Consider the following 15,433-nt stretch of genomic DNA (forward strand, 5'->3'; position numbering starts at 1 on the left):
CAGATAAGAAAATCATAACAGTTGATGTCAAGAAAAAGCATGGGTTTAAAGCTCCCTTTGAAATTTGAATTTTGGACATACTACTGCGTGAAAGAAGACAAGCTTAAACGCACCTTCGCAAGCCGCCTTTGACAGTGTTGAGCAAACAAAAGAAGCTCTATGCCGTTTAAAAATTCAGAATGGGAGTAAAACGAAAGTTCCCACATTTTGATAAGATCATGATAAGATGAAAGAAAAGGTGAAAGGATGGAATGTCAATGGATTTCGGTTTCAAAGGTAAAACAGCACTTGTTTTGGCATCAAGTCAAGGATTAGGTAAAGCGATTGCAACAAGGCTTGTGGAAGAAGGAGCCGACGTGATGATCACAAGCCGAAATGAAGAAAAGCTAATAGACGTGGCAAATCAATTAAATGCGCTTGGAAAAGGAAAAGCAGCCTTTATTAAAACAGACATTACTTCAAAAGAGGAAATTAGCAGGCTAATTAATCAGACAATAAAAGAGTTTGGCAAAATTGATTTACTCGTTAACAACGCTGGCGGTCCCCCTGCAGGAGGATTTGAGCAAATGACTGATGAAGATTGGCAAAATGCTTTTGAATTAAACTTGCTCAGCTATATCCGTACCATTCGCGAGGTTCTTCCGCATATGAAACAAAGAGGAGGGAAAATCGTAAATATTGCTTCTTCTTCCGTGAAGGAGCCGATCCCGGGTTTAATTTTATCCAACACGTTTCGCTTAGGAATTGTGGGGCTGACGAAAACGTTAGCAACAGAATTTGCAAAGTACAATATTTTAATTAACACGGCATCACCCGGCAGAATTGCAACAGAACGGATTGATCAATTGGAAGAATGGAATGCAGCGAAACTCGGTATTCCGAAAGAAGAGATCAAGAACAAATATTTGGAAGCGATTCCCCTCAATCGCTACGGAGAACCGAATGAATTTGCGAACTATGTGCTGTTTCTTCTGTCTGACTTGAATACATATATGACTGGACAAACCTTTTTGATTGACGGCGGTTTAGTAAAGTCCATTTAATCGGGTGTGCACTGAAAGCTGAAAGTGCAAGCGTTTCATAGCAGAACAGTTTCATTACTAAGCCGTATACACTGAAATGGGGAAAGGGTGAACAATATGTCAAAAAAAACAATCGGTTTTATTGGGCTTGGAGTAATGGGAAAAAGCATGGCACGTCATTTGCTTGAAGCGGGTTATCCGCTTACGGTTTATACCCGGACGAAAGAAAAGGCCGAAGATTTGATCAATCAAGGTGCTGTTTGGAAAGAATCGATCAAAGATCTCGCAAAAGATGTTAATGTTATTATCACGATGGTTGGTTTCCCGAAAGATGTTGAAGAAGTTTATTTTAGTGAACATGGAATTTTAGCCAATGCCTATCCAGGAGCTATATGTATTGACATGACAACGACAAAACCATCGCTTGCCGAAAAAATATACGAAAAATCAAAGGAAAAAGGCATTTCCTTTTTAGATGCGCCTGTTTCAGGAGGAGATGTCGGCGCAAAAAATGGAACGCTATCGATTATGGTCGGAGGAGATCAAGAGACGTTCGATGAATGTTTTGAAATTTTTGAGAAAATGGGAAAAAATATTGTTTATCAAGGAAAAGCTGGTGCGGGGCAGCATACAAAAATGTGCAACCAAATTGCGATTGCTGCCGGCATCATTAGTGTTTGTGAATCGCTTGCCTACGCTGTTCGGGCGGGGCTGGATCCAGATAAGGTGTTGAAAAGCATTTCCTCCGGGGCTGCTGGAAGCTGGTCTTTGTCGAACTATGCGCCGAGAATGCTTTCGAATCAATTTGAGCCTGGATTTTATGTCAAGCACTTTATAAAAGATATGGACATTGCTTTAGAGGAAGCAAGAAGAATGGAATTAGACGTACCAGGGCTTGAGCTTGCGAGAAGCTTGTATGAAAAACTGGCTGAAATGGGAGAAGAAAATAGCGGAATACATGCATTATATAAGCTGTGGAAAAAATAAAAACGCACATCATTCTTTCAAGTCACACAATTTTAGTCAGCTTCTTCTTTTTCTCAGCAATTAATTTTCAAAAAAAATGTGGGGGCATGTCCCCCACACCTTTTGAACAGTTGAAATGAGTGAACTATCCGATCTATTATTTTCCAATAAACATTTGTGTCCAGTAATTTCCATTTTCTACGTAACCAACGCCGATATGAGTAAAGTTAGGATTTAAAATGTTTTGTCTGTGGCCAGAGCTGTTCATCCAAGCATTAACAACTTCTTCAGGAGTACGCTGCCCCATTGCAATATTTTCCCCTGCTGTTCTGAAGGAAATGCCGAACTTTTTCATCATGTCAAACGGAGATCCGTAAGTCGGGCTTGTGTGGGAAAAATATTTGTTTCTTTGCATATCTAAAGATTTTTCACGAGCTACCTTGCTTAAAGCTTCATCTAAAACAAGAGGCTTTAAACCTTGTTTTTGCCGCTCAGCATTTGTTAGTTCAACTACTTTTTTCTCAAATGCATTTACGGATGAAGCGGTTTGTGATTGTTTTGGTGTTTGGTTGTTGGTTGCTTTGTCATTGGCAGATGGTGCTGGCTGAGTTGTTTTTTGAGTAGTTTGGGCTGGTTTTTTCACAGCTTGCTTGTTCGCAGGCTGGTTTATGTTTCTTTTAATTGCTTCTTTTATAGCATTATTTGCTTCTATGCTTGAATTTTGTAAACAGTTGTTTAATAGATTTTGCAATTCTTTTGAATCAGCTGATTGAATGAGCTGTTTCAATTGATCTTCGTTTATATGATAAGGTCCGAAAGTTTGTACGTAGCTTTTGATTTGAACTGGTTGGTTTTGAATTTCAGCTGCATTGGCATTTGTGCCGGCGCCTGCAGTGAAAATGGCGGCAGCTGCTGCAATAGAAGCAATAATAGATTTCTTCATGCGTTTTCTACCTCCTTGAAATTTGTTCATGTAATTTACGAAACTATCATAACATGCGTTTTTTGTCATATTTTTGTCTATTCCTTCCATTGACAAATAATAGATTTTAAGTTTATAAACATTATCATGTAATTGTTGAAATTATAGGGTTCCAACCGAGCGAATATATGATATACTTCCTTCAAGAAGTGACAAAATTAAGCAAAATGTCTATAAATTGATAAGAATTAGGGGTTGACAATCTGTATAGAAAACAAAACTTTGTAATGTATGTTACAATATATTTACAAGTTCATGAGTCGACTGAAACATGATTTATATTAGAAAAGAAAGGAAGATTCCTTCGTGAAAAAAGAAGCGGAAACAACTCCTTCTGAGACAAAACGGCAAAGGAAAGCGAGAATTTTTCGTATCAATTTTTTCTTTTTTATCGTTTTTCTTTTATTTGCCGCACTTGTCGTCCGCCTTGGCATCGTTCAAATTGTTCAGGGTGAAGAATATGCGAAAGAAGTCAGCCGGACAGAAGTGAATGTTGCGCAATATCCTGCACCAAGAGGAAAAATGTTTGACCGAAACGGGAGAATCGTTGTAGACAACAAAAATGTTCCTGCTGTGACCTATACGGTGGAGAAGACGACCAAAACGAAAGACAAGCTGGAAACAGCAAAAAAATTAGCACAGCTGATTGATCTCGACACATCTTTTCTAAGAGAAAGAGATTTGCGGGATTATTGGATAGCCAAAAATCCAAAAAAGGCAGAAAACTTATTGACGGAAAAAGAGAAAAAATTAGAACCTAAGGAAACATATCCACTTCAGGTTGAACGGGTTCCGGAAGAAGAAATTAAAAAAATCGAGAAGGATCCAAAAGAATTGGAGCTTGCCGCTCTATATACGAAATTTTCATCCGGATATGCGTATGAGCCGCAGATTGTCGCAACGAACTTAAGCCAAGAAGAAGTTTCAAGGGTTGCGGAACAGCTGGAAAATCTTCCGGGTGTCGATGTCATCACAGATTGGGAAAGGGTGTACCCTTATGATGACGTATTTAAAACGATTTTAGGGAAAATCTCATCTCCAAAAGAAGGGATACCAGAAGACAATAAATCATTTTTTGTAGCTCGAGGCTATGCCCGAAATGAACGAGTTGGAAAAAGCTATTTGGAGCAGCAATATGAGGATTATCTAAACCCAAGAAAAGCAAAAGTTCAATATATATCTGATAAAGATGGAAATACGATTTCACAAAAGGAAATTGATGACGGCAGAAGAGGATTCGATTTAAAACTTTCCATCGATATCGAACTGCAAAAAAGAATTGAAAAAATTGTTGATCAGCAGATCAAAGCAGCAAGAGGACGTGGAAATTATTTAGTTGACCGCGCTTTCGTTGTCATGATGGATCCGTATAAAGGAGACGTTTTGGCGATGGTCGGACGAATGTACGATTCAGGAGAGATGTTGAACTTTGATTACGGTGCATTTGGGACGCAATATGAAATGGGTTCTACCGTTAAAGGTGCGACAGTTTTAGCAGGATATCAATTTGGTCTTAGACACGGAACCGTCTTTTATGACGCACCAATTCGTTTAAAAGGGACTCCGGAAAAATCTTCTTATCAAAATATGGGGGCTGTATCTGACCTAACAGCGTTGCAAAGAAGTTCAAACGTTTATATGTTCCATATCGCTATGAAAATTGCTGGTATACAATATTATCCGGGAAGAAGTTTTCCAGCTAAAGATGAAGATTTTCAAAAGATGCGGAATTACTATGCCCAATTTGGTTTAGGGGTTCCGACAGGGATTGATCTCCCGCAGGAGTCTGCAGGGCAGCAATCTGATCCTGGAATTGACAGAGGGAAATTGCTTGACCTTGCCATTGGTCAGTTTGATACGTACACACCGCTGCAAATGGCCCAATATGTTTCAACGATTGCAAATGGCGGATACCGTGTCAAGCCGCGGCTTGTAACAGAAATTCTTGAACCGACTGACGATGGGCTCGGACCGATTGCTCAAGAAATGCCGGTAAAAGTGTTAAACCGAATAAACAATACGGAAGAGGATATTCAACGCGTCCAACAAGGCTTTTATCTAGTGACGAATACTCGACGCGGAACAGCTTACGCTCAGTTACATGGATTAAATGTTGCGGGCAAAACCGGAACAGCGGAAACGACTTATTATGGTACGAAGCGCCAATACTGGGGGACAGACGTTTATAATTTAACATTTATCGGCTATTATCCTGCTAAAGATCCGCAGGTTGCTTTCAGTGTTGTCGTCCCTTGGACAAAAAGAACCGGAAGCGAAGATGTGAATAAACGTATAGCGAGAGATATTGTAAAAGCATACATCGATTTACAGAAAGAATACGCCGGAAATTCCAATGCAAAATCAAATGATGACGAGCAATAAAAAATAAATTATATAGAAGGGCCGTCGCTTTTTAACGAGCGATGGCTTTTCTATTAGTTATCGAAAACCATTCATATAAATTGAACGATGCCGCATTCGCATAAAGATTTTTCGATAAACGGTTCGAAATTCGCACATGCCGCAAAAACCGCAAACTTTTGTCCTATCTGCATATCTCCGAATGGTGTGAAACCCGAAGAAAGCGCAAAAACAGCACATGGCCGCAAAATCGGTAAAGCTCATACCACCTCTTGCATGCCTCCGGTGCGTTGTTAAACCTGAGGGAAGCGCAAAAACCGCAAAATAACCGAAAAATCCGCATAAGACAAAAAAAACTAGCCCTTTTTTGGCCAGTATTTTTTAAAATGTTGATACATACATATTTTTTATAGGGAAGGAAATGCAGTGGAAAAAGTCGAAAAAACATTTTAAATAGTAAGATTGACACATTTTTAGATGTTTATTTTGTAAAACTATATTAAAATTTTAGGTGGACAAAAAGTAGCAGGTCAATGAACAAGATAGACTTTTTCTTTCTGGAAAGGGTAGTAATAGGGGGGCCAGGGATGAGTCAACAAATACAAAAGGGTGTGCACAATCAAACAGAAATCATTTATTCGGTTATTTCTAATGAAGGCTATTTTGAATACATCTCCTCAAATTGTTTGAAAGTGCTCGGATATAAACAAAAAGAACTAATCGGTTCCAATCTTTCAGAATACTTGCATGTAGAAGATATAAATATATTTGAAAGCTTTTTATATCATGGAGATGATATCTTTCCTTGTTCCTTCCGTTTTTTGCAGAAAAATGGATCCTATATTTGGATGAAAACGTCAGTTGATGTTATATACAATCATTTGAACAAGGATCAAAGAGAATTTGTCTTAAAGTTTGCTGTCACTTCGGCGGATGACAAGATAGATGAAGTTCCCAAAGAAGTAAATCCGATACGTGCTGACGGTGCTCTTGATTTTGTGCACGAGCTTCCGTGCCCGCTCATAATTTCAAAAAAAGGGAAAGTTCAATATGCTAATACGGCTGCTGTTAAGCTGCTTGTGGCGACTAGCAGTGAAGATATTGTTGGAAAAATGGTTTTCCAATTTATTGACAAAATGTTTCACGAATCTGTCCATGAAACGATTGAAAATCTTCACAAAGGAATTGATAGCGGAATTTTAGAACAAATTTGGACATCTTTGGACGGGAACAAGATCTATGTTGAGTTGAAGAGCGTGCTTATATCATATAAAGGCGAACAAGCAGAACTGCTTGTCATTACCGATATTTCATCCAAAAAAATATACCAAAGCATTTTGCAGCAAAGCAGTGAAAAGTATCAAAGGCTGATTCAAAATTCCATCGATACAATTGCAGTGATTCATAATGATAAATGGGTTTTTATGAATGAGTCGGGGATCAAGCTTTTCGGTGCGCAAGATTATCCGGACGTATTGGGCAAAAGCATCTATCATTTTTTACACCCGGAATATCATCAGCATGTCAAAGATCAATTAGATGACATAACGAACGGAAGAACGGAAACAATCGTGACCAAGCAAAGCTGGTATACATATTCGAAAAAAATTGTCCATACCGAAATGGTTTGCATTCCGACAACATATTTTGGCGAACCGGCGGTTCAAATAATTTTACGAGATTTGTCTGAACATAAACATGCGGAAGAATTGATGATTCGCTCTGAAAAGCTTTCTGTTGCAGGGCAGCTGGCAGCAGGTATCGCCCACGAAATACGCAATCCGTTAACAGCAATAAAAGGTTTTTTACAGCTGATGCATGGTGAAATCGAAAAAGATAATCAATATTTTGAAATCATTTTTTCAGAGCTGAATCGAATTGAAATGATTTTGAGTGAATTGCTGATGCTTGCGAAACCGCAAGAAACGGTTTTTGAAAAAGCAAATGTCAAAACGATTTTACTCGAAGTTGTTACACTGCTGGAAACGGAAGCAATATTAAGAAATATTGTGATTGAGAAAAAATTTTCTGATGAGAATCAAGAAGTTGTTTGCGATAAAAACCAATTGAAGCAAGTTTTTATTAATCTCATTAAGAATGCAATTGAAGCAATGCCAAATGGAGGAACAGTGACAATTTCTACTAAATCGGAAAATTTTTCCATTGTGATTGAAATAAAAGATGAAGGAGAGGGGATACCGAAAGAGCTGCTAGAAAGATTAGGGGAGCCTTTTTTAACGACAAAAGAAAAAGGAACAGGTCTAGGATTAATGATCACATATAAAATTGTTGAAAATCATAAAGGCACGATCGATGTGTCGAGCAGCGAAAAAGGCACCGTTTTCACAATTAAGTTGCCAAAACAAAAAACAGTGCTTTAAAAGCGCACTGTTTTTCTATTTTCTTTTCAGTTGCACAAAATGCTCAAGCCTGTCCAAAGCTTTTTCCAGCTCTTTTGTCGAGTAAGCGTAAGAGATGCGGATAAACCCTTCTCCAAATTTGGAAAAAGCGCTCCCCGGGACGACCGCTACACCAGCCTTCTCAACCAGCTCCAAAGCAAAATCAAAAGAGCTTTGTCCAAATGATTGAATCGAAGGAAACAAATAAAAGGCTCCGCTTGGTTTAACAACCTCAAATCCCATTGCAACGAGACGACCGTATACGTACTCCAATCTTTTTTCATATTCTTTTTTCATTATTTGACCATCATGAAACCCTTCCGTTAAAGCGTTGTAAGCAGCTTTTTGAGAGATCGACGAAGCGCATGAAACATTATATTGATGCACTTTTAACATATGTTTTGTGATATCTTTCGGCGCAAAAAGAAATCCGATCCGCCATCCAGTCATGCTATGCGATTTGGAAAGTCCATTGACGACGATCGTCTGCTCCCGCAAAAAAGAAGCGATCGAGGTATGAGGTGCATCATACGTTAATTCACTGTAAATTTCATCCGCTAAAATAAAAATATCCTTCCCGCGAACGGCATCGGCAATTTCTATCAGCTCCTCTGCAGTGAATGTAACGCCTGTCGGATTGGACGGGTAAGGCAAAATTATGCATCGGGTTTTTTCTGTTATATTTTGTTTAATCAAATCCGCAGTTAATTTAAATTTGTTTTTTGTCGTATCAACATAAACGGGTATTGCTCCGCACAATTGAATAATTGGCTCATACCCCGGATAAACAGGACCTGGCAGCATTACCTCCGTCCCGGGCTCCAAAATCGTTCGAAGCGCTATATCAATCGCCTGGCTGGCCCCGATTGTAACAATCACTTCCGAACCAGGATCATAGGAGAGATGATATTTTTTATGTACAAATTGGCATGCTGCTTCTCTTACATCGATCAATCCTGCATTATGCGTATACGTTGTATAGTTGTCATCAATTGCCTGTTTTGCCGCTTCTTTTATATGTGAAGGCGTTGGGAAGTCAGGCTGGCCAATCGTTAGCGAAACGACATCGTCATAGTTGGAAACGATGTTAAAAAAAGCTCGAATGCCGGAAATCGCAATGTTTTTTACATTTTGGTTAATCAAATGTTCCATACAAATCACCTGCTTTAATAAGTGTCGTCTTATATTTTATCATGTTTGTCCCAAGCTTTTATTGGTAAACTAAATTTATGTCCAAAAAAATTTAGAAAGTGTGATGTCTATGATACGAACATTAGTCATTACAACTGATTTGGAAGCTAAATATGATGTGGCATTAAAAGAGATTCGAAAAAAGGAAGTTCTTTGGTACTGGGTCGATTTTTACAAGGCGACGGAAGATGAAATTAGATTGCTAGGGAAATTTTTTCATTTTCATCCTTTGTCCATTGAGGATTGTGTCGAAAATGTTGAACGGCCGAAAATAGATTTTTATGACTCTTATATGTTTGTTGTGTTGCACGGAATTCATCAACAGACGCTGGAACCGGAAGAGCTTGACTTATTTGTAAACGAAAAAGGAATCGTCACATTTCACAAAAATGCCATTCGAGATCTAAACAACATTTGGCTGAGAATCAAAAAAGACGATTCTTTAAAAAAAGGGCCTATGAAAATCATGCATCAATTGACTGATAAGCTCGTTGATGATTTTTTTCCGCCCGTGTACCATTTGGAAGATTTATTAAATCAAATTGAGGAAAACAATAAAAACAAATCGATCAATGAGTTAATGAAAGAGCTTTTTTCCATCAGGTCTCAATTATCAAAAATAAGAAGAACAATCATTCCGATGCGGGATTTGATGTACCGGATCATCTCGTCCAACAGGCTGAACGAAATGAAGGAGGAAGATTTGTATTTTTATGATGTTTATGACCATTTACTCAAGCTTGTCGAGATGACGGAGGCAAATCGGGAGCTTGCGGCTGATATAAGGGACAGCTATTTATCTTACAACTCAAACCGGATGAATACGATTATGATGACATTGACGGTTATTTCGTCTATTTTTATGCCTCTTACGTTTATCGCAGGAATTTATGGAATGAATTTTGAATATATGCCCGAGCTGAAAATGAAGTATGGCTATTATATTGTATTAGGAGTCATGGCTCTCATCGGAACAGGAATGCTTTATATTTTTTATAAAATGGGTTGGTTCCGGTTTCATAAAGGTCCAAAATTGTAGCGGGCAAAAAATGCGGCCTGCTTCGTAAATAATAGGATGGGTAAGTTTTTGCACATTATAAAAAAGAAACTTGAAGAGCGCAAAATTTAACAATGAAAGGCGTAAAATTGCTCTTTCAATTTATCGATACAGCGGTTTTGAAAGACTTGACAAGCATACATAGAAGCTAAAAAGGAAAACAAAGGCGAGAGTAAGAAAAAATTCAGTATGCGCCCCCTCAAATTCTTTTGTAAGGTAAACAATCAAAAGGAACTCTTTTTATAAAAGGCTAAACAGTGACAGCAATACAAGCTGTTCACAAGCTTCGTTCTATAATATAAAACAGCAAAAAATTTGAAATGGAGGCTTATGATGGAGAGAATTGCAGTAATTGGTCAATCCGGCTTGATTCCGGAACATGTCCGCCTCCTGGCTGAAGAAATCGGTTCAGAAATTGCTAAAAGAGGAGCTGTTCTTTTGACAGGCGGCGGAAGCGGAGTGATGGAGGCAGTTTCACGAGGGGCCAAACAAGCAAACGGCCTTGTCGTAGGTATTTTGGCTGGAGACGACAAACAGGCAGCAAACGAATTTATTGATATTCCGATTAATACTGGATTAGGTTTTGATTACAGAAGCGTTTTGCTTGTTCATTCCGCAGATGCCATCATTATGATTGGAGGAGGAAATGGAACGCTTGGAGAATTGTCTGCCGCATATATGAACAAAAAACGTGTCATCATCGTTGAAAATTCAGGAGGATGGTCGAACACCGTGAAGCAAATCGCCTTTGAAGGCTGTTATTTAGATGAGCGGAGAACAGTCGAAATTCAGTTCGCTAAAACGGCTAAATCAGCTGTAGATCTTGCTTTTCAATCCATTTACAACCCTGTTGATCCCGATAAAAATACCGGTTTAATAGGTGACTAGCATGCGGATGTTTAAAAAGTCCAATCGGTTGAAAACAATATATCAACGTTTCTAAAATAGTAAAGGGGCGTCCATAAGCCAAAAACGACTTATTAGACTGCCCCGAGTGTCATCTTAAAAACATGAGAAGGAAGAGATTCTGTTTAAATCAATGCCGAAATATTCCCATCGATTTTGGCGAGGTCTCCAGCGCCACCCGGCAATGGACCTTTGTCCTACAAACACAGGGAAATACCAGAAGCTTCTGCCGTTTGTTAATCGGATAAATGTAAAACGATGTAAACATCTTCTAATGCCTCCGGGATCAACTGCAAATGTTCCGACTCCGGGTGATTCTTGAGGAATAAAACTTGGAGGCGGTCCTGAAGGCGGTCCTTGCTGCTGTCCAAAACCGTCACTCGGACTTCCGCCGATTCCAGGAGGGCCGAATGGAGGGAAACCGGGACCAGTCCCCGTAGGAGGAAACGAAGGAAATCCTCCACCCATCCCTGGAAATCCCGGAAAAAATTCTGGCTGTTGAACTCCCGGGAGGATTTGTCGATAGAATGGATACACGTTCATGCTCCTTTCACTTTTCAGTTGTTCACCATAACATATGCAACTTCACTTTTAAGGTGTTTGACCTACATAAAAGTTTTTTATAAAAAAAGGAAATCAAGTCGTCTTTGTCGAAATAAAATGTATCATTTACGTTTTTGTGAGTAACGCTGTTCAGACTTATTTCCCAATTTGTATTAAATGAACAAAGAATAAAACCGATATAAAAAAGTGAAGAAGAAACGTTCGCAAATATTAGACGGAAGGAAGAAAGATATGAACGAAAAGGGAATTTTGCTTGAAAGCGGTACGAACGAGTTGGAATTTGTAGAGTTTCTCGTCGGCTCGAATAAATTCGGTATAAATGTGATGAAAGTAAAAGAAATCATTCAGCCTCTTCCTGTAACGAGCGTGCCTCACGTCCATCCATACGTTGAAGGAATTATTGAATTAAGAGGAGAAGTGCTCCCGGTAGTTAACGTACCGAAGGCGATCGGCGATCCGAATTGCGAGCCCAGCGAAAAAGATAAGCTGATAGTAACGGAATTTAACCAACAAAAAGTTGTGTTTCGCGTCCATCAAGTAACCCAAATTCATCGTGTGTCTTGGTCGCAAATTGAAAAGCCTTCTGAAATGTATCAAGGATTGGAAACTCAAATTACCGGCGTTGTCAAAATGGGAGACGAAATGATTTTAATGCTTGATTTTGAAAAAATCGTTGTTGAAATTAATCCTGAGTCCGGAATCCAGCAGGAAAAAGCGAAAAAACTGGAAAAGAGGGACAGATCTGATAAAAAAATTGTCGTTGCCGAGGATTCCCCGCTGTTGCGCAGATTGTTGAACGACACATTGACGGAGGCGGGATTTCAACAGATTGAGTTTTTTGAAAACGGCAAGGATGCACTGGACTATTTAGAGAATATTGTAAATGAAGGCGAACCGGTTAAGAAGCGTGTTGATTTAGTCATTACGGACATCGAAATGCCGCAGCTTGACGGATTGCATTTGACGAAGCGAATTAAGGAAAATCCAGAGCTGGATCATATTCCGGTTGTTATTTTTTCCTCATTGATTACGAATGATTTAAAACATAAAGGACAACAGGTAGGTGCAAATGCCCAAATTAGCAAACCTGAGGTCCATCACTTGATTGAGCAAATCGATGAATTGTTATTTAAAAATGAAGAAGAAGATGAATTAAAAGACGAGGCTGAATAAGCCTCTCTTTTTACTCAATCATACCGTTCGCCTAATCGTTTAAACACCGGTTTTTGATATGTATGACGATGGAACCGTTTGGGAGAAGAAAGCGGTCGATTCGCTTTATCCATACCGATATAATACTCCAATAAATTTTTTGCCTTTGACAATGATAGATTTGTTTTCGGGTTTCGGTATGAATTATTTAAGGAACCTAAGTGAGGAAGGTTTTGGAAGTCTTCTTTTGTAGGAGGCATATGAAAATAATAATTTCCTGCCAACACCAGAACATCTGACTGCTGTTTGCTTAATTTTGGATTTTTTGAATAATGCAGTCCTTTCTTTGTTGCTTTTCCTTCAGCGATCAGTTTTTGCAGCGCCTTCTTTTTTAAATAATATAAATATTTAGGATTTGGCGCTGTTTTTGCATGCCGATTGACAACATAGATGGCTCGTGCTATATTTTCCGGCGTCTCATCCCGTAGCTTATAATGACTGATATCGTCCATGATGTCTCTCCTTTTTCATTATTTTCCGTAATCTTTATTTACATTATACTTTCATGAATAGAAAATGCAACCAGTTTTTACAGTCTATTAAATATGCCTATAATAGTTATTATGAAATATTTTAGAAAGCAGGGTGGGTCATGAGCGGAAAAGAGGAATTTCTAGATATAGACGAAGAAACGCTTTTTATCGTGTCGCAAACGTTTAAAGCGTTATCGGATCCGACTAGAATTCGGATTTTACATTTACTAGCGGAAAAACAAGAATGTTCTGTGAATGAAATAGCTGCCGAGCTTGAGCTTTTGCAATCAACCGTGTCCCATCAATTGAGGTTTCTAAAAAATTTGCGTTTAGTCAAATTTAGAAGGGAAGGAACGACCGTTTACTATTCACATGATGATGAGCATGTAAAAAAAATACTAGAGCAAACCATTGACCATGCTCGGCATAATTAAAATGGGCGTCGAGTGGGCAGTTTGATCAGGGGACTAAACGGTTAAGAGATGATCTCGGTATGGAGCCGGGGTCATCTTTTATAATTTATTGGCAGCGGGGCTGATTTCATTCATTTATTTATTTATTTATTTCACATTCTGTAAAAGATTCGAATTTCTTTCGGAGCATGATAGGGAGGGGGTGTCCAGAAAGTCAAATCGCCATTGAAAACAAAAAATCATAAACACCGATATATCAACGTTTCTAAAACATTAATGGGGGTGTCAATAAGCCGTAAAAACGACTTATTAGAACCCCCTTTTTTGCTTGTTATACGTTTAGTAGAAGTTTTCTTGAGGGTAGAAGCAAAACTAATGATGAATTTTTTCGGTAAAGTTTATTATTATCACTTTCCTTCAAACGAATATCACAAAAAAACTCCCAATCAATGCGGTTGTAGGGTGAATTCTCATCCACTATGATCCACATGATTGGGAGTATAAGTCTGACTGTCAAACACATTTTTGTTATAAAACCGATTTGATTGTGTTTTTACCTAGCCGATGCCGTTTTTCGTTTAAATATTTCGGCATCAAGATCATATAAAAGAAAAAGACGAAAAGAATGATAAGAGCCATACCGTAATAAAGTAAATCGATGTTTCGAATGATGTTTGGAAACAATAGTGCAATACATAAAAGCGTAGCAGACTGCGCAAACATCATTAACGGGTCGATCCATCCGCTGACACGTCCCATTAGCTTTGGATGAACGATATTCGGAATCCAACCGCCAATTGCTACGTTCACAGGACCGATGCACATGCCGATCAAAAAAATAATCGACAAGTAAAATTCTACTTCATCCACAAAACCAAGGAGAAAAACAAAAATGCTTGTCAAAAATATCGGTGTAACAAACATTGGAAACGGTTTTATTTTTTTAGCAAAAAATGTTGAAACTGTGCTGCCGACTAAAAGACCCGCACCGAGAAAAATGGCAAATAAGGATGAATACATTTCATAAGAATTCGGTGCCAGCTCATATTTCATTGTAAATAACGGAAGAACGGCAAAACTTCCTTGAACAAAGCCGAAAATGAAAAAACCAAAAATAATGAGCGATAAAAGCCGATTATGTAAAATGTACCGAATACCTTCCAAAAAGTCGGAAACAGCGGATGATATATGTAAACCTTTCCATGACACTCGACCGTTTGGTAGCCTTGCTGATTTAGGGATTTTACACGAGCGAATGAGCAAGGCAGAAAGAACGAAGCTTATTAAATCAACCAATACGGCCCCATGAATTCCAACTGTTCGATAAGCCAATGCCCCTAATCCGACACCAAACACTAAAAAAATGCTGAAAAGTACTTGATTCAAACCTGAAGCTTGCGCATATTGATCTTTTCGCAAAATAGCTTGTACTAAACTAGATTCGGCTGGATAAAAAAATTTCGTGACAGCACTCCGCAAAAACAAGATGAAAAAAATGAGCGGAATCGAATTTGTAAATAAGGCGAAAAACAAACATGCAGTCATAATTGCACGAATCCAGTCGCAGTTCTCTGCCACCTTTTTTCGATCGAAGCGGTCTGCTACTACACCGACAATGACAAAAACAAATACAGTCGGCAAAGAATACATCAGCTCAGCAATAGTTGCGTAATAAGGTTTGCTGCTAAAATGCTCCAACAAATAAAAAGCAAACGCCATATTGCCAACTGTTGAACCCATTTGTGAAGCAAGCGCTGCAAAAAACAATTTGACAAAATTGCGGTTTTTAAAAATATCCATTGCGACTCCCCTTAACTGACACTTACAGTAGCTATTATAATTTACCTAATTCAATATGAACATCTTTTTTTCATATTTTGGTTAGAG

General features: G+C 38.6%; 13 protein-coding genes. 8 read left to right on the forward strand and 5 right to left on the reverse strand.

Going from position 1 to position 15,433, the window contains the following annotated elements; genetic code table 11:
• The first annotated feature begins 257 nt into the window (after nt 1-257).
• Both NSU02_RS07485 and NSU02_RS07490 read left to right on the forward strand, forming a co-directional pair.
• The gene (locus NSU02_RS07485; RefSeq protein WP_130158864.1) at nt 258-1,043 is read left to right on the forward strand and encodes an SDR family oxidoreductase; all 786 of its coding nucleotides are present in this window, start codon (nt 258-260) and stop codon (nt 1,041-1,043) included.
• Nucleotides 1,044-1,139: 96 nt separating this feature from the next.
• Complete coding sequence (locus NSU02_RS07490; protein WP_339195047.1) at nt 1,140-2,009, forward strand: NAD(P)-dependent oxidoreductase; 870 nt, start codon at nt 1,140-1,142, stop codon at nt 2,007-2,009.
• A 136-nt stretch (nt 2,010-2,145) separates the two neighbouring features.
• Here the strand turns inward: NSU02_RS07490 and NSU02_RS07495 are convergent, their stop codons facing one another.
• On the reverse strand, nt 2,146-2,931 hold the full coding sequence (locus tag NSU02_RS07495) for a CAP domain-containing protein (RefSeq protein WP_339195049.1): 786 nt from the start codon (nt 2,929-2,931) through the stop codon (nt 2,146-2,148).
• A gap of 411 nt (nt 2,932-3,342) precedes the next feature.
• On the opposite strand from NSU02_RS07495, the gene NSU02_RS07500 reads away from it, so the two are divergent.
• The gene (locus tag NSU02_RS07500; protein WP_082830406.1) at nt 3,343-5,352 is read left to right on the forward strand and encodes a penicillin-binding protein 2; all 2,010 of its coding nucleotides are present in this window, start codon (nt 3,343-3,345) and stop codon (nt 5,350-5,352) included.
• A gap of 566 nt (nt 5,353-5,918) precedes the next feature.
• Complete coding sequence (locus NSU02_RS07505; RefSeq protein WP_339195051.1) at nt 5,919-7,712, forward strand: PAS domain S-box protein; 1,794 nt, start codon at nt 5,919-5,921, stop codon at nt 7,710-7,712.
• A 15-nt stretch (nt 7,713-7,727) separates the two neighbouring features.
• On the opposite strand, the gene NSU02_RS07510 is transcribed toward NSU02_RS07505, so the two are convergent.
• Entirely contained in the window at nt 7,728-8,882 is a 1,155-nt protein-coding gene (locus NSU02_RS07510; protein ID WP_339195054.1) for an aminotransferase A, read from the reverse strand.
• Between the two features lie 109 nt (nt 8,883-8,991).
• Here NSU02_RS07510 and corA point away from each other — a divergent pair, with 109 nt between their 5' ends.
• Both corA and NSU02_RS07520 read left to right on the forward strand, forming a co-directional pair.
• The gene (gene corA / locus NSU02_RS07515) at nt 8,992-9,960 is read left to right on the forward strand and encodes a magnesium/cobalt transporter CorA (protein WP_198318521.1); all 969 of its coding nucleotides are present in this window, start codon (nt 8,992-8,994) and stop codon (nt 9,958-9,960) included.
• Between the two features lie 348 nt (nt 9,961-10,308).
• Nucleotides 10,309-10,866, forward strand: a complete 558-nt coding sequence (locus NSU02_RS07520) for a TIGR00725 family protein (protein ID WP_232515513.1) — start codon at nt 10,309-10,311, stop codon at nt 10,864-10,866.
• A 114-nt stretch (nt 10,867-10,980) separates the two neighbouring features.
• Here the strand turns inward: NSU02_RS07520 and NSU02_RS07525 are convergent, their stop codons facing one another.
• Complete coding sequence (locus NSU02_RS07525) at nt 10,981-11,421, reverse strand: transporter (RefSeq protein WP_311067156.1); 441 nt, start codon at nt 11,419-11,421, stop codon at nt 10,981-10,983.
• Nucleotides 11,422-11,679: 258 nt separating this feature from the next.
• Here NSU02_RS07525 and NSU02_RS07530 point away from each other — a divergent pair, with 258 nt between their 5' ends.
• On the forward strand, nt 11,680-12,621 hold the full coding sequence (locus NSU02_RS07530; RefSeq protein WP_339195058.1) for a chemotaxis protein: 942 nt from the start codon (nt 11,680-11,682) through the stop codon (nt 12,619-12,621).
• Nucleotides 12,622-12,635: 14 nt separating this feature from the next.
• Here NSU02_RS07530 and NSU02_RS07535 read toward each other — a convergent pair whose 3' ends face one another.
• Entirely contained in the window at nt 12,636-13,112 is a 477-nt protein-coding gene (locus tag NSU02_RS07535) for a YkyB family protein (protein WP_063389326.1), read from the reverse strand.
• A 140-nt stretch (nt 13,113-13,252) separates the two neighbouring features.
• On the opposite strand from NSU02_RS07535, the gene NSU02_RS07540 reads away from it, so the two are divergent.
• Nucleotides 13,253-13,567 (forward strand): metalloregulator ArsR/SmtB family transcription factor, encoded by a 315-nt coding sequence (locus NSU02_RS07540; RefSeq protein WP_063389325.1) that lies wholly within the window; start codon nt 13,253-13,255, stop codon nt 13,565-13,567.
• A gap of 507 nt (nt 13,568-14,074) precedes the next feature.
• On the opposite strand, the gene NSU02_RS07545 is transcribed toward NSU02_RS07540, so the two are convergent.
• Nucleotides 14,075-15,346 (reverse strand): MFS transporter, encoded by a 1,272-nt coding sequence (locus tag NSU02_RS07545; protein WP_311067157.1) that lies wholly within the window; start codon nt 15,344-15,346, stop codon nt 14,075-14,077.
• Nucleotides 15,347-15,433: the final 87 nt, after the last annotated feature.

The organism is Aeribacillus sp. FSL W8-0870 (genome assembly GCF_037963755.1).
In the GTDB taxonomy this organism is placed as follows: Bacteria; Bacillota; Bacilli; order Bacillales; family Aeribacillaceae; genus Aeribacillus; species Aeribacillus composti.